Source organism: Pseudomonas sp. F007, assembly GCF_057814275.1.
In genome coordinates, this window is the sequence record NZ_JBVATA010000009.1 from 163105 (window position 1) to 183526 (window position 20422).

Annotated in this window: 13 protein-coding genes; 8 read left to right on the forward strand and 5 right to left on the reverse strand. The window is 61.7% G+C overall.

Features of this window, described 5'->3' with window-relative positions; genetic code table 11:
* Positions 1 to 26: 26 nt before the first annotated feature.
* Genes ACZYR5_RS22945 through mfd form a run of 3 tightly spaced genes read right to left on the reverse strand, consistent with a single transcriptional unit; the run spans position 27 to position 6755 of the window.
* Complete coding sequence (locus tag ACZYR5_RS22945; RefSeq protein WP_489091764.1) at positions 27 to 2717, reverse strand: SNF2-related protein; 2691 nt, start codon at positions 2715 to 2717, stop codon at positions 27 to 29.
* An 11-nt stretch (positions 2718 to 2728) separates the two neighbouring features.
* Entirely contained in the window at positions 2729 to 3295 is a 567-nt protein-coding gene (locus tag ACZYR5_RS22950) for a CsiV family protein (protein ID WP_489091763.1), read from the reverse strand.
* A gap of 10 nt (positions 3296 to 3305) precedes the next feature.
* The gene (mfd, locus tag ACZYR5_RS22955) at positions 3306 to 6755 is read right to left on the reverse strand and encodes a transcription-repair coupling factor (RefSeq protein WP_489091762.1); all 3450 of its coding nucleotides are present in this window, start codon (positions 6753 to 6755) and stop codon (positions 3306 to 3308) included.
* 352 nt (positions 6756 to 7107) lie between these two features.
* On the opposite strand from mfd, the gene ACZYR5_RS22960 reads away from it, so the two are divergent.
* The 8 genes from ACZYR5_RS22960 (at position 7108) to sthA (ending at position 19052) form a co-directional block, all read left to right on the forward strand.
* The gene (locus ACZYR5_RS22960) at positions 7108 to 8571 is read left to right on the forward strand and encodes a glyceraldehyde-3-phosphate dehydrogenase (RefSeq protein WP_489091761.1); all 1464 of its coding nucleotides are present in this window, start codon (positions 7108 to 7110) and stop codon (positions 8569 to 8571) included.
* A 521-nt stretch (positions 8572 to 9092) separates the two neighbouring features.
* Positions 9093 to 10298: an HlyD family secretion protein gene (locus ACZYR5_RS22965; protein WP_489091760.1), complete on the forward strand. Its 1206-nt coding sequence runs from the start codon at positions 9093 to 9095 to the stop codon at positions 10296 to 10298.
* Positions 10295 to 11539, forward strand: a complete 1245-nt coding sequence (locus ACZYR5_RS22970; protein WP_489091759.1) for a hypothetical protein — start codon at positions 10295 to 10297, stop codon at positions 11537 to 11539. The genes ACZYR5_RS22965 and ACZYR5_RS22970 overlap by 4 nt, the downstream gene beginning before the upstream one ends.
* A gap of 1 nt (position 11540) precedes the next feature.
* On the forward strand, positions 11541 to 13691 hold the full coding sequence (locus tag ACZYR5_RS22975) for a glycosyltransferase family 2 protein (RefSeq protein ID WP_489091758.1): 2151 nt from the start codon (positions 11541 to 11543) through the stop codon (positions 13689 to 13691).
* A 39-nt stretch (positions 13692 to 13730) separates the two neighbouring features.
* The gene (locus ACZYR5_RS22980) at positions 13731 to 15137 is read left to right on the forward strand and encodes an efflux transporter outer membrane subunit (RefSeq protein WP_489091757.1); all 1407 of its coding nucleotides are present in this window, start codon (positions 13731 to 13733) and stop codon (positions 15135 to 15137) included.
* 160 nt (positions 15138 to 15297) lie between these two features.
* Positions 15298 to 16434 (forward strand): class C beta-lactamase, encoded by a 1137-nt coding sequence (ampC, locus tag ACZYR5_RS22985; RefSeq protein WP_489091756.1) that lies wholly within the window; start codon positions 15298 to 15300, stop codon positions 16432 to 16434.
* Between the two features lie 8 nt (positions 16435 to 16442).
* On the forward strand, positions 16443 to 17459 hold the full coding sequence (locus ACZYR5_RS22990; RefSeq protein WP_489091897.1) for an FAD:protein FMN transferase: 1017 nt from the start codon (positions 16443 to 16445) through the stop codon (positions 17457 to 17459).
* A 198-nt stretch (positions 17460 to 17657) separates the two neighbouring features.
* Positions 17658 to 19052 carry a Si-specific NAD(P)(+) transhydrogenase gene (sthA, locus tag ACZYR5_RS22995; protein WP_027617964.1) on the forward strand — a complete coding sequence of 465 codons (1395 nt, stop codon included), beginning with the start codon at positions 17658 to 17660 and terminating at the stop codon, positions 19050 to 19052.
* A gap of 42 nt (positions 19053 to 19094) precedes the next feature.
* On the opposite strand, the gene ACZYR5_RS23000 is transcribed toward sthA, so the two are convergent.
* The gene (locus ACZYR5_RS23000; RefSeq protein ID WP_489091755.1) at positions 19095 to 19817 is read right to left on the reverse strand and encodes a glycerophosphodiester phosphodiesterase; all 723 of its coding nucleotides are present in this window, start codon (positions 19815 to 19817) and stop codon (positions 19095 to 19097) included.
* A gap of 13 nt (positions 19818 to 19830) precedes the next feature.
* Entirely contained in the window at positions 19831 to 20412 is a 582-nt protein-coding gene (locus ACZYR5_RS23005; protein ID WP_489091754.1) for a PilZ domain-containing protein, read from the reverse strand.
* Between the last annotated feature and the right edge of the window lie 10 nt (positions 20413 to 20422).

The window sequence follows — 20422 nt, forward strand, 5'->3', positions numbered from 1 at the left end:
GCAAGGCGGCACTTCAAGCCGCCTTGCTACAACTTCGATTTGTCCGGCAACGGCGCAAACAGCGCATCGATATCCTCGCCCTGCAACTTCCAGTCACCGCTGGTGCGGCCGTCCAGCACTCCCGCAGCAAGCTCGGATTTTTCCTTCTGCAAGTGCTGGATTTTCTCTTCAACCGTACCCCGGGCAATCATCTTGTAGACGAACACCGGTTTCTCCTGGCCGATCCGATAGGCGCGGTCGGTGGCCTGGTTTTCCGTGGCCGGGTTCCACCAGGGATCGTAGTGAATCACCGTGTCGGCTTCCGTCAGGTTCAGGCCGACGCCGCCGGCCTTCAAGCTGATCAGAAAGATCTGACGCTTACCGCTCTGGAAGTCTTTCACCGGGGTACGCCGGTCGCGGGTTTGTCCGGTCAGCAGGGCGTAGGCAATTCCACGCTTGTTCAGTTCGTCTTCGATCAGCGAGAGCATCGAGGTGAACTGGGAGAACAACAGGATCTTGCGGCCTTCCTCGAACAATTCCTCAAGCATTTCCATCAGGCTGTCGAGCTTGCCCGAGGTGCTGCCGCGGGCGGGCAGGGCGGCTTCATTGACCAGGCGCAGGTCGCAGCAGACCTGGCGCAGCTTGAGCAGTGCCTCAAGAATGATGATCTGGCTGCGCGCCACGCCTTTGCGGGTGATTTCATCGCGCACCTTCTTGTCCATGGCCAGGCGCATGGTTTCGTACACATCGCGCTGGGCCTCGTTGAGGTCGACCCAGTGGATGATTTCGGTTTTCGGCGGCAGCTCGGTGGCCACCTGCTCCTTGGTGCGACGCAGCAGGAACGGTTTGATCCGGGCGTTGAGGTGCTGCAGGCGCACCTCGCTGGCATGCTTCTCGATCGGCACCCGGTAGTCGCGGTTGAAGCTTTTGACGTCGCCGAGCCAGCCCGGCAGCAGGAAGTGAAACAATGACCACAGCTCGCCGAGGTGATTCTCCAGCGGCGTGCCACTCAGGCACAGGCGCTGGCGCGCGTTCAGCTCCCGCGCGGCCTGCGCGGCCTTGCTGGTGGGGTTCTTGATGTACTGCGCTTCGTCGAGCACCAGCACATGCAGCGGCTGCTTGGCGAGGCGCTCGACATCCTTGGGCAGCAGGGCATAGGTGGTGAGGATCAGGTCGTAGTCGGCCAGATGCTCGAAGTGCTTTTTACGCGCGGCGCCGTACAGGGCCAGGACCTTGAGTTGCGGGGCGAAGTGCGCTGCTTCGTCGAGCCAGTTGGGAATCAGGCTGGTGGGCATCACCACCATGCACGGCCGGTCGAGGCGTCCGGCGTTTTTTTCGCTGAGCACGTGGGCCAGGGTCTGTAGGGTTTTGCCCAGGCCCATGTCGTCCGCGAGAATCCCGCCGACCTCGAGTTGTCGCAGCGACTGCATCCAGCTCAGGCCTTCCAGTTGGTAGGGCCGCAGGGTCGCATTGAGGCCTTCTGGGGCCTCGGCGCTGTAGTCCTTGATGTCACGCAGGCGTTGGGCAAAGGTGCGGATGTGCTCGCCGCCTTCCCACAGCAACGGCATGTCTTCCAGCGGATTGAGGCGGGTGGCGTCGGCGCTGCTCAAGCGCAGGCTGGTTTCTCCCAGCTCCTGCAGATAGAACTCGCCGAGGGTGGCCAGCACCGGCTTCAACCGGCCCAGCGGCAGCGCCACTTGCAGCGGGCCGTGCTCGGAGTTGGGGCGGTGAGGGATGTTGACCAGGATCAGCTCGTCATCGCGGCGTTTGGCCAGGCGCTCCGGGTTGAGGATCTCGGTGTGCGAGCGCATCAGGTTGAGCAGGATCGGCAGCAGGCTCAGGCGCTCGCCGTTGACGATGATCCCCAGTTCGAGGTCGAACCAGTCGCGCTCCGGTGCTTCATCGACGGTGGCGTACCAGTCGTCGACGGCAGTCAGGTCGAAGCCGAACTCGTCGTCGATCTGCAATTCCCAGCCCTGGCTGCGCAGCTTCGGCAGCTCGTTGAGGGTAAACGTCAGCCAGGCGCTGTCGTTGACCATCTCGTAGAGTTCGCCGGCACTTTCCGGCAGGGCTTTGCTCTGCCGGGTGGCGATCTTGAAGCCGAGGACGCGTAGTTGTTCGCGGTAGGTCTTTTCCACTTCCAGTTGACGTTTGATGCGCAGGGTCTGGTGTTCCTGGCGAATCAGCACGTCGGAGTTTTTCTGCCCGCTGACGTATTCGTCCAGGTAGCTGAAGGACAGCGCCGCACGGTGCTGGATATAGCGCTGCATCTTGCCGTTGCGCGGCTCGAAGGCGCTGAATTCGACGCTGGCCAGCCACAGGCGTGGGACCGGCTGCACATTGTCGATCAGTTGTTGTGGCAGCGGCGCGGGGGCGCGGTTTTCCAGTACTGCCTGGAGTTTTTCCAGCAGCTGGGCGTCCTTGGCTGCCGCCGGAAACTCGAGGGTGTCCTGCACCTGCATCAGTACGGCTGCGCAATGTTTGCAATTCGTGCGTACCGGGCAACTGCAGGAGGCTTCGACCAGCAGCAGGGTGTTTTTCGCCGACTCGCGCAAGCTGATGGTCTGGCGGTAGATGTTGCCGCCAGAGCCTTCGCAGCTGGCGGTGATGATGCTGTCGCCGGCCTCGACGATCCTCACGCGGTTCTCCAGCGCGTAGCGCCGGCCGCGCTCCAGGCTCTGTTCCTTGAATCGGGTGGCCCAGGAAGGGGCCAGGGGTTTGCTCATGTTCGCGGACATAGGGACTTCAATCAGTCCGGAACGACATCAGGCGCCTGGCGCGGCGCGGGGGCCGTCAGCGAAGTGATCTTGATCAGCAGGCCGAGGTGACCGTTGTCGAGAAAATTCAGCTGGCCATTCTTGGTGTGGCTCTCCTGTTGCAGGCGTTCGCTGGCGGCAACCAGGCCGTCATTGTTGAGCTGGTTGACCCAGAAGTTGGCATTGACGTCGGTGAAGCGCCCGAGTTGCAGAACCAGGGTGCCCTGGATCGGGAATTGGCCGTACTGTTCGGCCCCTTCGCCGATCAATACTTTGCGCGGCTCTTCACCGAGGGTCTGCTCCCAGCTTTTGTGCAGCAGCACGGTGTATTCGTTACTGGCGGTGAGCTTTTCCACCACGCCATTGAGGGCGGGCGTGCGCAGGCTGTCGGGGCTGATTGGTTGCGCGCCGCGAGCCCAGTCTTCCGGTGGTGCGGGGCTGACAATCGGCGCGACGGCATTTTGCCGCACGAGGATCATTTCTACCTGGTACAAATCGTCGGCGAACGCAGTCGGGGCGATCAACGTCAGCAGCAAGGTCAGTGAGCGAAACAGGCGCATGCGGCGTCCTTCAAGCAGTTTTCGGGATGAGGCGCTCGAACAGCGCCTCCACAGTATTGAAGCGCTCTTCCGGGCGCTCCATCGGCACCAGGAATTTGAACATCGTGGCGCCTTCGAATTTGTAGCGTTTGGGCTGGCTCTGGATCAGCTTGATCAGTACCAGCGGATCGACCGGGGTCTGCGCGCCGAACTCGATGCGCCCGCCCTGCGGACCGCCGTCGACCTTCTTGATCCCCAGCTGTTCGGCCTGCAGCTTCAGTGCCGTGATGCGGATGAGGTTCTTGGTCGGTTCTGGCAGCAGGCCGAAGCGGTCGATCATCTCCACTTGCAGGTCCTTGAGACCGTCCTCGTCGGTGGCCGAGGCGATGCGTTTGTAGAGGATCAGCCGTGCGTGAACGTCCGGCAGGTAGTCCTCGGGGATCAGTGCAGGCACCCGCAGGTTGACTTCCGGACCGCCGCCCAACGGCTGTTCGAGGTTCGGTTGCTCGCCCTTGCGGATCGATTTCACCGCGCGCTCGAGCATTTCCATATAGAGGGTGAAGCCCACTGCCTGGATCTGCCCGCTTTGCCCGTCACCGAGCAATTCGCCAGCGCCACGGATTTCCAGGTCGTTGGTGGCCAGCACGAAGCCGGCGCCAAGGTCCTGGGTGTTGGCGATGGCTTCCAGGCGCTTTTCCGCGTCGCCGGTGATTTGCTGGCGCGGCGGCGTCAGCAGGTAGGCGTAGGCCTGGTGGTGACTGCGCCCGACACGACCGCGCAACTGGTGCAACTGGGCCAGGCCGAACTTGTCGGCGCGCTCGATGATGATGGTGTTGGCGCTCGGCACGTCGATCCCGGTCTCGATGATGGTCGAGGCGATCAGCACGTTGAAGCGCTTGTGATAGAAGTCGCTCATCACCTGTTCGAGTTCGCGCTCGCGCATCTGTCCGTGACCGATGCCGATCCGTGCCTCGGGCACCAGTTCGGCGAGGTCGGCGGCGCATTTCTCGATGGTTTTCACATCGTTGTGCAGGTAGTACACCTGGCCGCCGCGCAGCAGCTCGCGGAGCAAGGCTTCCTTGACCGTGCTCTTGTTCTGCTCCATGACGAAGGTGCGCACCGACAGGCGCCGCGCCGGTGGGGTGGCGATGATCGACAGGTCGCGCATGCCCGATACCGCCATGTTCAGCGTACGCGGAATCGGCGTCGCGGTCAGGGTGAGGATGTCGACTTCACTGCGCAGGGCCTTGAGCTGTTCTTTCTGGCGCACGCCGAAGCGGTGTTCCTCGTCGATGATCACCAGGCCGAGGTTCTTGATCTTGACGTCGTCGGACAGCAACTTGTGGGTGCCGATCACGATGTCGATCTTGCCTTCGGCCAGGTCGGCCACCGCCGCGTTGACTTCCTTGGCCGACTTGAAGCGGCTCATCACCTCCACCGTCACCGGCCAGTCGGCGAAGCGGTCGCGGAAGCTGTTGTAGTGCTGCTGGGCGAGCAGGGTGGTCGGCACCAGGATTGCGACCTGACGACCGCCATGCACGGCAATGAAGGCGGCGCGCATGGCCACTTCGGTCTTGCCGAAGCCGACGTCGCCGCAGACCAGCCGGTCCATCGGCTTGGGCGCGAGCATGTCGGCGCGCACCGCCTCGATGGTGGTTTGCTGGTCGGGGGTTTCCTCGAACGGGAAGCCGGCGCTGAAGGTCGCGTAATCGGCTTTCGGATCGGCAAAGGCATAACCCTCGCGGGCAGCCCGTCGGGCGTAGATGTCGAGCAGCTCGGCGGCCACGTCGCGCACCTGTTCGGCGGCCTTGCGCTTGGCTTTCTGCCAGGTCTCGGAGCCGAGTCGATGCAGCGGCGCCAGGGCATCATCACTGCCGGTGTAGCGGGCGATCAGGTGCAGGTTGGCCACCGGCACGTAGAGCTTGGCGCCCTCGGCGTATTCGAGGGTGAGGAATTCGGCAGCCTGGTCTTCGATCTCCAGGGTGGCGAGGCCGAGGTAGCGGCCGACCCCGTGATCGATATGCACCACCGGCGCGCCTTCACGCAGCTCGGTGAGGTTCTTGATCACCGCGTCGTTGTTGGCGTCGGCACGTTTCTCGCGACGCCGGCGTTGCATCACCCGCTGTCCGAACAGCGGGCTTTCCGCCACCAGCGCCAGGGCCGGGTCGTTGAGCAGCAGGCCTTCGTCCAGCGGCGCGATGGTGATGGCCAGGCGCTCTTTGCCGGCGACGAAGTCCGGCCAGCTATCGACGGTTTTCGGTCGCAGCTTCAGGCGCTCCAGCAGCTCCAGCAACACCTCGCGGCGGCCGGCCGATTCGGCGGTGAACAGTACCCGTCCGGAAAATTCGTCGAGGAAGTTGGCCAGGGCCTGCAGCGGCTGAGTGGCCTTGGCTTCGATCGCCAGCTCCGGGAACGGCTGTGCCGGGAAGCGCTCGCGGCCGACACCGGGGTCGACGTCCTGCTGGCTGGCGACCACCCGTGGCCAGTTTTTCAGGCGGGCGAAGCAGTCCTCGACCGGCAGGAACAGTTCCGCCGGAGGCAATAAAGGACGCGAAGGATCGACGCGGCGCTCTTCGTAACGGTTGCGTACGTCGTTCCAGAAGTTTTCTGCGGCTTGCTCGATGCCCGGCAGGGAAAACACCTGGGTGTCCTGGGGCAGGTAGTCGAACAGGGTCGAGGTTTCTTCGAAGAACAGCGGCAGGTAGTACTCGATACCGGCCGGGGTAATCCCGCTGCTCAGGTCCTGGAAGATCGGGCAGCGGCGGAAGTCGACATCGAAGCGCTCGCGAAAGCGCGCCTTGAAACGGGTGACGGCCTCTTTCTGCAGCGGGAATTCCTTGGCCGGCAGCAGCTTGACCGAATCGACCTTGTCGATCGAACGCTGGTTTTCCGGATCGAAGGTGCGCAGGGTTTCGATTTCGTCGTCGAACAGGTCAATGCGATAAGGCAGCTTGCTGCCCATCGGGAACAGGTCGATCAGCGATCCGCGTACGGTGAATTCGCCATGCTCATAGACGGTGTCGACGTAGCGATAGCCGGTGGCTTCCAGGCGCGTGCGCATCTGCTCGACGTCGAGCTTCTGGCCGACGTCCAGCACCAGGCTGCTGCCGAGCAGGAACGTGGTCGGCGCCAGGCGGTGCAGGGCCGTGGTGATCGGCACCACCAGCACGCCGTGACTCAGCTCCGGCAAGCGATAAAGGCTGGCAATGCGCTGGGAGATGATGTCCTGGTGCGGCGAAAACAGATCGTAGGGCAGGGTTTCCCAGTCGGGGAAATGCAGTACCGGCAAATCGGGGGCGAAGAACCCCAGCTCCTGTTCCAGCCGTTCGGCACTCTGGCTGTCGGCGGTCAGGAGCAGGGTAAAGCGCTTGGCAGCGCTGGCGGCCTCGGCGATCGCCAGGCTCAGGGCGGCACCGGGCAGGTTGCCCCAGTGCTGTTTACCTGCCGCGGCAGGGAGAAGTGGTAGACGCAGGACAGGCACGGAAGGTTGAGCTCCAGCGTTGCGACAAAGTCGGTAATTGTAGCGGGCCCGGGTGCCGCCTGTCAGTTGCAGACTGTGTCTATTACGCCAGTTGGACGAAATGTAGTGGTAAACACAAAAAACCGCGGATTTTTAGCGGTTATGTAGTGCAGTAATGGGTGAGTGTTACGGAGGGTTACAGACAAGACAGCGCTATCCACGATTTCAGACGTTTGCTGCAAGCCACGGTTTTACTGGGCTCCAGCGGGGTCGTTTTTTTTCTGAAGGGAAATTGTTACCGCTTGCACGACAAGCGCGCATTGCTACGGGAGGGACACGGCGGCATAATGTAGCCCCTTTTTTCAGCCCCTACATGTGGAAGGTTCCCGTGACTCAGAAGCCCGACCAGTGTCTTGGTGAATGGATCGACCGTGAAGCACTCGCAGAAGCGATGATTCCGCTGATCGGCCAGCTCTACCGCAATAACAACGTGGTGAGCTCGATCTATGGCCGCAGCCTGATCAACCGTTCAGTCATCGCGATTCTCAAAGCCCACCGCTTTGCTCGTCACCGTCAGTCCGACGACACCGAATTGTCCGTCCACGAAACGTTCCCACTGATCAAGGCGATGAGCGAGCTCAAGCTCGGCGCCGCTTCGGTCGACCTGGGCAAGCTGGCCAGCAAGTTCAAGGCGCAAGGCAACGGCCGCACTGCCGAGCAGTTCGTCCGTGAAGAACTGGCCGATGTGGTTGGCCAGCAGAACGCTTCCGCACGCAAAGGCACCGACGTTGTCCTTTATGGCTTCGGTCGTATCGGCCGTCTGCTGGCGCGCATCCTGATCGAAAAAACCGGTGGTGGCGACGGCCTGCGTCTGCGCGCCATCGTTGTCCGCAAGGGCGCCGAAAACGACCTGGTCAAGCGCGCCAGCCTGCTGCGCCGTGACTCGGTACACGGTCCGTTCGATGGCACCATCACCATCGACGAAGCCAACAACACCATCACCGCCAACGGCAACCTGATCCAGGTTATCTACGCCAAGAGCCCGGCCGAAGTCGACTACACCCAGTACGGCATCGAGAACGCGCTGATCGTCGACAACACCGGCGTATGGCGTGATGCCGACGGCCTGGGCCAGCACCTGGCTTGCCCGGGCGCTGCCCGCGTGATCCTCACCGCACCTGGCAAGGGCGCGCTGAAGAACATCGTGCACGGCATCAACCACGGCGACATCACTGCCGATGACAAGATCATCTCGGCTGCGTCCTGCACCACCAACGCCATCGTGCCGGTGCTCAAGGCAGTCGACGACAAGTACGGCATCGTCAACGGCCACGTCGAAACCGTTCACTCGTTCACCAACGACCAGAACCTGATCGACAACTTCCACAAGGGCAGCCGTCGTGGCCGCGCCGCGCCACTGAACATGGTGATCACCGAGACCGGTGCCGCCACCGCAGCCGCCAAGGCGCTGCCAGTGCTCAAGGGCAAGCTGACCGGTAACGCGATCCGCGTTCCAACGCCAAACGTGTCGATGGCCATCCTCAACCTGAACCTTGAGAAAGCCACCACCCGTGACGAAATCAACGAGTACCTGCGCCAGATGGCCATGCACTCGGACCTGCACAAGCAGATCGACTACGTCAGCTCCCAGGAAGTGGTTTCCACCGACTTCGTTGGCTCGCGCCACGCAGGCGTAGTGGACGCAGAAGCGACCATCACCCAGGACAACCGCGTTGTACTATACGTCTGGTACGACAACGAGTTCGGTTACAGCTGCCAGGTGGTTCGCGTGATGGAAGACATGGCCGGGGTCAACCCGCCTGCATTCCCGCGCTAAGCCTTAGCTGCAGTTAAAAACGCCCCGACATGTTCGGGGCGTTTTTGTTTTTGTGGACTTATATTTTTATAATATTGGCGATGCCATTTATAGAAGTGTTCGAGTATCAATTATTAATCTGCGTGAAGATGACTTTATAAAATATCCAGAGAAAATAGTGACTTGTAGAAGTACGTCGTCATAGTGTTTTCCATGGCTCCAGCGTTGTGTGCGGTGCCTATTTGACGTCATTTATTTGCTCGCCGAGAACGCTTGACATGATTTACCCCGGAACCTAGTGTCGCCCCTGTACCAACCCGCTCTGCCACGGGCCGATATACCGCTGTTACGCGAACGAACCCTCCAAAAAGACAGGAATCTCATTCCTGCTCACATCACCAGAACAATCAAATAAAACGGCGTCGGACAAGTTGAATTCCGGCCGCCTCTGTTTTGCTTTGCTCACCCTGCCAACAGTACTTCGCGGTTATGGCGCGTTATCGCCTGACTGATCTGCAGTTGGTCTGAAGGGAGAGTCAAGCATGGCGCAAGAACGCTCGAAGTTATTGTCACTGTTGCCCCGTCTGGTGGGCCTGGGTGTGCTTGGTTTTATTCTCTGGTTGTTGTTGTCCACCTTGCTCATGCCCTTGGTATCAGCGTCGGCGACACGGGCAATCTTGAATGCCCCGGTGATCCTGCTGACCACGCCGATTGATGGCGTAGTCAGTACATTGCAGGTCAAGCCCGGCACGACCTTCACCCAGGGCCAGAAGATCGCCGTGGTGGAAAATCCACGGGCCAACCAGGAGACCTTGCTGACCCTGCAAACCCGACGCCTCACCCTGGAGCAGCAGTTGGCTTCGTCCACCAGCCAGGCCGAGCACGATTTGCGTTACTACGAGGAGCTGGAGAAAACCAGCCAGCAGTACCAGGCCGCCTTTCATACTCGCCAGCTCTACACCCAAAAAGCCCTCAAGGCCGAGAACAGTGCGGCCAGTGCACGGTTGGTGGACGCTCGGAACACGGTTGAACGCAACCTTGAGCTGTTCGACCAGGGAGCCGTGAGCGAAGCGGTGGTGGCGTCGTCCAAAGCTCAGTTGGCGTCGTTGCAAGGCGCGGCGGAGTCGGTGCGTTCGCAACTGCGGATCACCGACGGTGACGTCAGTGCGGCGAGCAATCGGGTTTATCTGGATCCCGATCAACTGCGCATGTTCGATCTGACGACACAGATGACCACGCTCAAGCTCAGTCTGGAGAACCAGGCGCGCAACCGCGTGGCGTATCAGCAGGAACTGGACAACCTCAAGCAATTGATCGAGTCGGAGCAGCAGCGGGTCCGGTTGACCGCAGGCTATGACGTCATTGCCTACTCTGCCGGCACTGTCCAGGAACTGCTGGCGCCGCAAGGGACGTTGGTTCAGGCCGGTTCGACCCTGTTGCGTGCCACGGATTGCGGGCAAAGCTATGTGATCGCGGTATTCCCGGAGCGCATGGCAAGCAAGATTGACCGTGACAGCGTGCTCACGGTGAAAATTCGCGGCCTGGATGAGCCGTTGAAGGCCAGCGTGGTGCAGTTGCTGTCCAGCGCCTCCGACATGCGCGCCAATACCTATAGCGTGCCATTCCCCTATGCAGAGCAAAACTCGGTGTACGTGGTCGGTACATTTGCCGCTGACCTGACGCAGGCCCAACGCACCATGACCTGCAATCCAGGGTTGTGGGCGAGTGCCGAGGTGTCGCGGCCATGAGCAGGATTGTCCGCACAGTGCTGGGCATGACGCTGATCGTCAGCGGGGAATTTGCCATGGCGAATCAGCCGAGGCCGCAGTTGGCGGCGATCACCTGTGCCGCGCTGGACCAAGCGGTCACAGCCTTGCCGGCAGGGCCTGTGCTGGTGGCCAGTTACCCACCACTGGAGGGCCACCCAGCACCGATCATGGCGTTGCGTGGCGTGGCATTTACCTACGATAACGCACTGGCCAGCATTGCCCTGTTTGCCTGCGGCAAGGCGCAGTCGGCAAAACGCATCGCCGACGCGTTGGCGTTCGCCACGCTGCATGATCCCGAGTACCGCGACGGTCGCTTGCGTAATGCCTACGCGGCAGGCGCCGTGGGCGCGCCGACCATGACCCTGCCGGGTTACTGGAGTGTCGAACGCAACGCCTGGAATCAGGACGCCTATCAAATCAGTAGCGCCACCGGCAATCAGGCATGGGCTGCCCTGGCGCTGTTGGAAGCGTATCGACGCAGTGCACAGGCGTCTTATCTTGAAGCCGCACAGAAGATCCTGCATTGGTCGCAGCAAAACACCTTTGACGGACAATCACCGGCCGGATTCACCGGTGGTTATTACGGGTATTTCTCGCAACAGGTGCGCCAGCGCTGGAAATCCACGGAGCACAACGTCGACCTCGCTGCTGCATGGGCCGCTCTCGATGCAGTGGCTCCGACCAGTGATTCGGCGGCGCAGGCGCAGATCGCCCGGCAGTTTGTCGCCAGTCAATGGGATGCCGCGCAGGGGCGGTTCCTGATCGGCACGGGCGCGGATGGGCAGACGTCAGATCTTGTGCGCTCAGGGCTCGATGCGCAGATCTGGCCGTTGATTGCGCTGCGTGATCCGCCCGGGGACTGGCGCCGGGTATTTACCTTCATCGATCAGGCTCACCGTGCTGGCGAGGGTTATGGATTCAAGCGCGACCCCGATGGCCTGTGGACCGAGGGCACCGCGCAGGCCGCTGCCGTGGCGGACTTGAGCGGTTTGAGTGACAAGGCACAGCCGCTGTGGCGCGTGCTGCTGGCCCAACAGGCGAGTGATGGCTGGTTGTTCGCAACGCCAGCGCCGCGCATCAGCACAGGGTTGGCGATCGGTCCGGATTCGCTCGGCAACGACTTCTTCTATTACCACTTGCCCCACTTGGGTGCCACCGCCTGGGCAGCGATTGCGGCTGTTGGCGTCAATCCTTTCACCGGCTTTCAAGAGGCTGACTGACATGCAGGCACTGGACTCGTTGCAACTGCTGCAAATCAATTTCTGGACGCTGGCGGTGGTGGGGTTGTTCACCTGCCTGACGCATCGCGATCAATGGGCGGAGCGCGCGGGGTTCGGCGCAGTCACCGCGTTGCTGCTGGTTAACTACGCCGCCTGGCGGATACGCGACACCTTGCCCGATGCGCATTCGGGCTTTGCCACGGTCTGGGCCTATGCCTTCCTGTTTTTCGAGATGCTGGCCATTGGTTACACGCTGTTCTCGATCGTCGTAATGCTCTGTCGTACCGATCACAGCAAAACGGCCGACGCCGGTGAGCGCCGGCTGCGCGCACAAGGTGACGCGGTGCCGGCGGTGGACATTCTGATTGCCACCTACAACGAAGGCCTCGAAATTCTTGAAAAAACCATCATTGCCGCGCAAGCGATCGATTACCCGAACTTCAACATCTGGGTGCTCGACGATACCCGGCGCGACTGGTTGCGCGACTACTGTGCCGAAGTGGGGGTCCACTATGCACGACGCCCCGACAACGCTCACGCCAAGGCCGGCAATTTGAACAACGGCTTGCGCCAATCGGCGGCCGTCAGCAATGCGCCGTACATTCTGGTGCTGGATGCCGATTTTGCGCCGCAGCAGCCGATTCTGATGCGCACGCTCGGGCTGTTTGACGATCCCAGGGTCGGGTTGGTGCAGACGCCGCAGTTTTATTACAACCCCGATCCGATCCAGCACAACCTTGGCACGTCGGACTGTTGGGTGGACGAGCAACGGGTGTTCTTCGATGTGTATCAGCCAGCGAAGGACGGCTGGGATGCTGCATTTTGTGTCGGTACGTCCTTCGTGATACGGCGCGATTTGATCACCGAAGTTGGCGGTTTTCCTACGGGTTCGGTCTGCGAAGACATCTACACCACCTATCGTTTGCTGCAAAAAGGCTACGTCACACGCTGGTTGAATGAACGCCTGTCGATCGGTTTGTCCGCTGAAGGCCTGACCGAGTACATCAATCAGCGGGCACGCTGGTGCCTGGGGACGATCCAGGTGGCGCTGCTCAAGGAGGGGCCGCTGCGAGGCAGTGGCTATACGCTCAACGACCGTCTGCATTATCTGCACGGTCTGATGCACTGGTTTTCCAAGCCGTTCATCCTGATGATGCTGGTTTCACCGGTGCTGTACTGGTATTTCGGCATCGCCGGGTTCTACGCCAGTCCCGTGGATTTCCTGGCCTTTGGCATGCCGGCGTTGATTGCGTTCTGGGGGTATGGGACCTGGGTTACGGATCGGCGCACCTTGCCGATTTTCACCGAGGTCACCCAGATCGTCGCTTCGCTGGCGGTCACGGCGACCATCGCCAGCGCCATGATCCGGCCCTTTGGTCGCCCGTTCAAAGTCACCGCCAAGGGCCTGGACCGCTCGCGCACGATGGTCCACTGGAAGTTGTTCGGGCTGTTTTTTTCATTGACGCTGCTGTCGCAGATGGGCGCTTTTGTTGTCATCAGCAACGCCGCTTCATTCGACGCAAACATGCTGTTCAACCTGTGCTGGACCGTCGTGGCGCTGGTCTACAACCTTGCCACGCTGGTGGCCTGTGTCGACCGGCCGCGGCTGCACGGGGAAGAACGGTTCCCGTTCGACAAAGCCACCGGGTTTCGCTTTGGTGGCAAAGTCATTGCCGGTCGCCTGGTGGACATTTCCCTCAGTGGCCTGTCGATGACGTGCGCGTTTGCAGCCTCGATCAAGCCGGGACTGTGCGCCGAAGTGTGGATCGACAAGCTGGGCTGGCTGGGCGTGGAGGTCATGCGCAATCACGGGGAGGACCGGCTGGGCCTGAGATTCGTGGAGCTGGATGAAGCGACACGGCGGCAGTTGATAGCGCGCCTGTTCAGTGATGCGACCGTTAATGTGGTCAGCAAGGCCAATCCGGTGCAGGCCTTCGGCACCCTGCTGCAGCGCGGCCTGTTGGGCGAAAAACGCCTGGCGCCACGAGTGCCCACGCCAGCCGCGACGCCAGCCTATGCCGCGCCTGCGCGCTGGCGTGCGGTCGGTGTGCGTTCGCGCCGCCACTCCCTGCCGTCGATCAATGTCAGTCGTTCAAGCCTTTGGACGTCACTGCTTTCTCCCTTGCGGGCTTTGCTCGGCCAACGCTTTTAGGTGCACGCCATGAACCGTTGCTTACCCATGTGCTGTTTGATGTCCTTGCTGCTGGGTGGCTGCTCACTGGAGCCGACCTACGAGAAACCGGAAGCGCCGATCGACCAGCAATGGCCGGCCAACACCGGCGGTGCGTGTTGTGACGCCCGGCAGGCGTTCGAGGCCGATTGGCGAGGTTTTGTCGTCGATGAGCGGCTGCGCCAGTTGATCGACATGGCCCTGGCCAACAACCGCAGCCTGCGCCAACTGGCGGCGGGTGTCGAAGAAGCGCGTGCCGGCTATGACAGCGCGCAATCGGGGCTTTTCCCGACCATCGGCATCGACACCTACGCGGGGCGCAGCAAATTGCCGCCGTTGGTGCGCACGTCCGGAGGTGGCGATACATCCGGCAGCATTTCCAATACCTTTCAGGCCACGGCGGGCGTGACCTCCTACGAACTGGACCTGTTCGGCCGCCTGCGCAGTCAGCGCAATGCTGCTGGAGCGCGCTTCGAAGCGTCCGCGGCGGACTATCAAACCGCGCGCCTGGCGCTGATCGGCGAAGTCTCCAGTACCTGGCTGAGCCTCAAGGCCAACCAGCATTTGCTGGACCTGGCGCAGAGCACCTATCAATCCCAGGATCGCTACGGGCAGTTGTTGCGCAAGAGCTACAACCTCGGCTCCAGTGCACGGATCGACGTGCATCAGGCCGACGCGCAAACCAACACAGCAGCGGTGCAGGTCAACACGTACCGCATGCAAGTGGCGCAGAACATCAACGCGCTGCGGGTGCTGGTGGGGCAGCCGGTGCCTGCCGGCCTGCTGCCCACGGGGGCGCTCGGTGAGCAGATGGCGACACTGGATGTGCCGGCGGGCTTGCCTTCGGCGTTGGTCGAGCGTCGGCCGGACATCATGTCGGCCGAAGCGCAGTTGCGAGCGGCCAATGCCGATATTGGTGCGGCACGCACCGCGTATTTCCCGAGCTTTTCCCTGACCTCGGCGCTGGGTAGCCTGACCGGGGATTTTTCCCGCTTGCTCAGCGGTCCTGCCGAGTTTTGGGCGCTGGCCCTTGCGGGTTCGATGCCGTTGATCGACGGCGGGGCTCGGCGCGCCCAAGTGGACGCCAGCCACGCGCGTTTCGATGGCAAGGCGGCGGCTTATGAGGCCACGGTGCAGAATGCTTTTCGTGAAGCGGCAGACGCGTTGAATGCCCGCCAGGAAATGCTCACCCAGGTGGCGTTCCAGAAAAAACTGGTGGGCGATTATCAAGAGGCCTACCGGCAATCGCGCTTGCGCTTCGAGGCTGGCCTGGACAGTTATTTCTCCACCATGGATGCCCAGCGTTCGTTGTTCGATGCGCAGCAGAAGTGGGCGCAACTGGAGCTGGCGCGGGAGATCAATCAGGTGACGCTGTACAAGGCGTTGGGAGGCGGGTGGAGCCCATCGTTGAAGGTCGCGGATCGTTGAGGTGGTTGCTTGAGTCGATCCAGGCGGGATGGCGTTTGACCCCGGGTTTCTCGAAAAAAGCTCCACAACGCCCCTTCGGGGCGTTTTTGTTTGAACCTCGGCAATGGAATGTTAGGTTGGTGCGTTTTTCGTTCACGCTGAACATTTAAGGACGACTTGAATGCGTTTGATCCAACACTGCTGTACCGCCCTGCTCGCATTGACCAGTACAGTGGCCATGGCCAGCTCCGAGCAGGGCGCGATTGACGGCGCTGCCCGGCAAGTCATGCAGCAATACGCCATTCCCGGCCTGGCCATTGCGGTGACGGTCGATGGCCATCGCCGTTTCTACAACTATGGCGTGGCCTCGAAGCAGACGCAGCAGCAGGTCACCGACGAGACGCTGTTCGAAATCGGCTCCATCAGCAAGACCTTTACCGCCACCCTCGCGGCTTACGCCGAAGTTGAAGGCAAGCTGTCGCTCACCGATCATCCCGGCAAGTACCTGCCAGAACTCGCCGGCAGTGCATTCGACAAGGTCAGCCTGATCAACCTGGGCACCCACACTGCCGGCGGCTTCCCGTTGCAGGTGCCGGATGAGGTCCAGGACAACCGGCAGTTGATGGATTACTTCAAGGCCTGGCAGCCGTCCTACCCGGCCGGCACCCAGCGCACCTACGCCAACCCAAGCATCGGCGCCCTGGGCATGATCACCGCCGCCAGCCTCGGCGTGCCGTTCGCCTCGGCACTGGAGCAGCAACTGTTCCCCGCACTGGGCATGCACAACAGTTTTGTCCAGGTGCCGGCCAGCAAGTTGGCGCTGTATGCCCAGGGCTATAACAAGCAGGACGCCCCCGTGCGCCTGAATCCCGGGGTGTTGGCTGACGAGGCGTATGGGGTGAAGACCGGCTCCGCCGACTTGATTCGCTTCGTCGAGGCCAATCTGGGAGTGGTCAAGGTCGAGGCCCAGCTGGCCCAGGCGCTGCAGCAGACCCGCACCGGTTATTACCAGGTCGGCGCGATGACCCAGGACCTGATCTGGGAGCAGTACGACTATCCGGCGCCGCTGCAAACGTTACTCGACGGCAACTCCAGCGCGATGATTCTGGGCAGTCATCCGGTGACGGCCCTGAATCCACCGCGGCCACCGCAGCAGGCGGTGTGGGTCAACAAGACCGGATCGACCGGCGGCTTCTCGGCTTATGTGGCGTTTGTGCCGGAGAAGAAAATCGGCATCGTGATTCTAGCCAACAAGAGCTATCCCAACGAGCCGCGCGTGCAGTTGGCGCACCTGATCCTGAGTGAGCTTGCGCGTTAATGCTGTCGATGAAAGGGCTGCGCGGGCTTGGCTGCGGGCTGATGCTGGTCGGCCTGACTGGCTGTGGCAGCGGCGACTCTCAGGAAAGCTTCAGCGGGCCGACCATGGGCAGCAGCTATTCGATCCAGTATGTTCGTAAAGTGACGGTGGCTGGCCCGGTGGAGGTGCGTCGGCAGGTCGAGGCGATACTCGATGAGGTGGATCGGCAGATGTCGACCTTCCGTGGCGACTCCGATATCGAGCGTTTCAATCGCTCACCGGCCAACAGCTGTCAGACGATGCCGGCGCCGGTCCTGGAACTGGTTGGTGTCGGCGAGCAGCTGTCGCAGCAAAGCGAAGGTGCCTACGACCTGACGGTAGGGCCGCTGATGAACCTTTGGGGCTTCGGCCCACAAGCCCGGGTCGAGCAGGTGCCGAGTGCGCAGGCTCTGGGCTTGGCCCGTCAACGGGTCGGCCATGGGCATTTGCGCATCGAAGGTGACCGGCTGTGCAAGGACGCTGCGGTGGAGGTCGACTTCGACAGCATTGCCGCTGGCTACACGGTCGACCGAATAACCGCGATGCTGCAGGCGCAGGGCATCGACAGTTTTCTGGTAGAGGTCACCGGCGAGCTCAAGGCGGTGGGCAGGAAGCTCGACGGCAGCGCCTGGAAGATCGCCCTGGAAGAGCCCCGCGACGATCGCCAGGTGCTGGAGCGGGTGATCGAACTGGACGGCTATGGTGTGTCCACTTCAGGCGACTACCGTAACTATTTCGAGCAGGACGGCCAGCGTTATTCCCACACCTTCGATGCGCGCACCGGTGCGCCGGTGCGTCATCAGTTGGCAGCGGTGACGGTGATTGATCGTTCGGCGTTGATGGCCGATGGTTTGTCCACGCTGTTACTGATCCTCGGGCCGGAATGCGGTCTGGCCTACGCTGAGCAGCACCAGATCGCGGCATTTTTTATAGTGCGTTCCGACAGCGGCTTCGTCACACGCACCAGTCAGGCTTTCGATCACCTCGAGGCCGCTACGGGCCAATGAATGCTCGGCAAGTTGGCGTTGTAGTGCAGGCAAAACTAGCCTACGACGCGACCAAGGGTTAATGTGCGCGGCGTTGACGCTTCTATAGACTGTTCCCGGGTTTCAGATTGACCCCAAATTGTTCCTTCATGTCGCCTTGCCGGCATGATTTAGCCGCAGGTGCCAACCGGGTGCCGCGGCCTGTTCTGAGGAGTACGCATGGCTGTCTACAACTACGACGTGGTGGTGCTGGGTTCCGGCCCGGCGGGAGAAGGCGCGGCAATGAATGCCGCCAAGGCAGGACGCAAGGTGGCGATGGTCGATAGTCGTCGCCAGGTCGGCGGCAACTGCACTCACCTGGGCACCATCCCGTCCAAGGCGTTGCGTCATTCGGTCCGGCAGATCATGCAGTTCAACACCAACCCGATGTTCCGGGCCATTGGTGAGCCGCGCTGGTTCTCGTTCCCGGACGTACTGAAAAGCGCAGAGAAGGTCATCTCCAAGCAGGTCGCCTCGCGCACCGGCTACTACGCCCGCAACCGGGTCGACGTGTTCATCGGCACCGGCAGCTTCGCCGACGAGCAGACCATCGAAGTGGTATGCGCCAATGGCGTGGTCGAGAAACTGGTGGCCAAGCACATCATCATCGCCACTGGCTCGCGCCCGTATCGCCCGGCGGACATCGATTTCCACCACCCGCGTATCTACGATAGCGACACCATCCTCAGCCTCGGCCACACCCCGCGCAAACTGATCGTCTACGGCGCCGGTGTCATTGGTTGCGAATACGCTTCGATCTTCAGCGGCCTGGGCGTGCTGGTAGAGCTGGTGGATAACCGTGGTCAGTTGTTGAGCTTCCTCGACTCGGAAATCTCCCAGGCCCTCAGCTACCACTTCAGCAACAACAACATCACCGTGCGTCACAACGAAGAGTATGACCGCGTCGAAGGCGTCGACAACGGCGTGATCCTGCACCTCAAGTCCGGCAAGAAAATCAAGGCCGACGCCTTGCTCTGGTGCAACGGCCGAACCGGCAACACCGATCAGTTGGGCCTGGAAAACATCGGCGTCAAGGTCAACAGCCGTGGCCAGATCGAGGTCGACGAGAACTACCGTACCGGGATCCAGAACATCTACGGTGCCGGCGACGTGATCGGCTGGCCAAGCCTGGCCAGTGCGGCGCACGACCAGGGCCGCTCGGCGGCGGGCAGCATTGTCGATAATGGCAGCTGGCGCTTCGTCAACGACGTGCCAACCGGGATCTACACCATTCCCGAGATCAGCTCGATCGGCAAGAACGAGCAGGAGCTGACCCAGGCCAAGGTGCCGTACGAAGTGGGCAAGGCGTTCTTCAAGAGCATGGCGCGGGCGCAGATTGCCGGCGAGCCGCAAGGCATGCTGAAGATCCTGTTCCACCGCGAAACCCTGGAAGTGCTGGGCGTGCACTGCTTCGGCTATCAGGCTTCGGAGATCGTGCACATCGGCCAGGCGATCATGAACCAGCCGGGCGAGCTCAATACCCTGAAGTATTTCGTCAACACCACGTTCAACTACCCGACCATGGCCGAAGCCTATCGGGTAGCCGCGTACGACGGCCTCAACCGGCTTTTTTGAGCGGCTCCGGCCGGTGGCCTGAGCCGGCCGGGGAGACCGATTTCAGCAACTCTCGAGCGTGGCAGTGGCCAAACCGGGAAAGTCTGTAATCAGGCTGTCAACGCCGAAATCAGCGAGCCTGCGCATCAGCGCGGGTTCGTTGACGGTCCACACCGACACATGCAGCCCCTGGCGCTGCGCCTTCTCCAGGCGTTCCGGCGTGCACAGGGTCCAGTTCAGCGCCAGAATCTCGCAGCCATAGCTTTGCGCGACCTTCAACGGGTCGAGCCAGGCGTATTCGGCCACCAATCCCCGTGACACATCCGGCACCAGGTCGAGTGCGGCCTTGAGCACTTCCCGCGAGCTCGAGGTGATGGTCACCTTGTCCCGCAGGTTATGCCGCTGGACCATTTCGCGAATCGCCAGCACGGTGGTCGCGGCGCGGGTGCGCGAAGCGCTTTTGACTTCCAGTTGCCAGTGATCGAAATCGCACTGTTCGAACAACTCTTCCAGGCGCGGGATGGGGCAGCGAGTCACCCAGCCAGGGCCACCCTTGCGTGCGTCGTAGGTCACCAGATCGTTCGCCGAATGCTCGACCACCTTGCCGCGGCGGTCGGTGGTGCGCTTGAGCGTCGAGTCGTGGATGACCATCAGCTCGTTGTCCATGGACAGGTGCAGGTCCAGCTCGCAGCGGCGCACGCCGTGCTTGAGGCACTGCTGGAAGCTGGTCAGGGTGTTTTCCGGTGCTTCGCCTTTGGCGCCGCGGTGGCCGTAGATGAGGGTCACGGTTCTTCCTTAATTAAATGCCGGATTCGGACTGTTCGCGCGCCAGGCGGCGTTCTTGCGCCTGTCGTTGCAGAATATAGCGTGCCAGTAGCTGGCGTTGAGCGTCGCTGGGCTGGACAAACTCGGTGCCTACGTCAAAGCCGCTGCCCTTGGCGTCGCAATGGGTGACGCGGGCGCGCAGCAACAGGCCGAGCGCCTGGGGCATGAGCACCAGCTTGACCGCCAGGGTGCTGCCGGCGGCAATCGGGGTCGGGTGCTGGAAGTCGATGCCACCTTCGGAAATGATCACCGGCTGCGGCTCGCCGATCTGCCCGAGCACAGTCAATGCCACCACCTGGCCCAGCAGGTCGATGCGTTTGTTGAGTACCTTGAGGTAGGCGGCGGTGTTGCGGTCGCGCTCGCTGATCTGGCGCAGCAGGTGCTGGGATTCGAACTCGCTCAGGTGCAATTCACTGAGCAGATTGAACAATGGCGAAGCATCCAGCAACACTTCTTCACCGGTGGCCTGGGGGCCCGACAGGGGCTGAATTTCCAGTGCGATCGTGTCCTCGATACGGTAGTATTCGCGGCGATCTTCTTCATCTAATGTCGACATGGCGAACCCA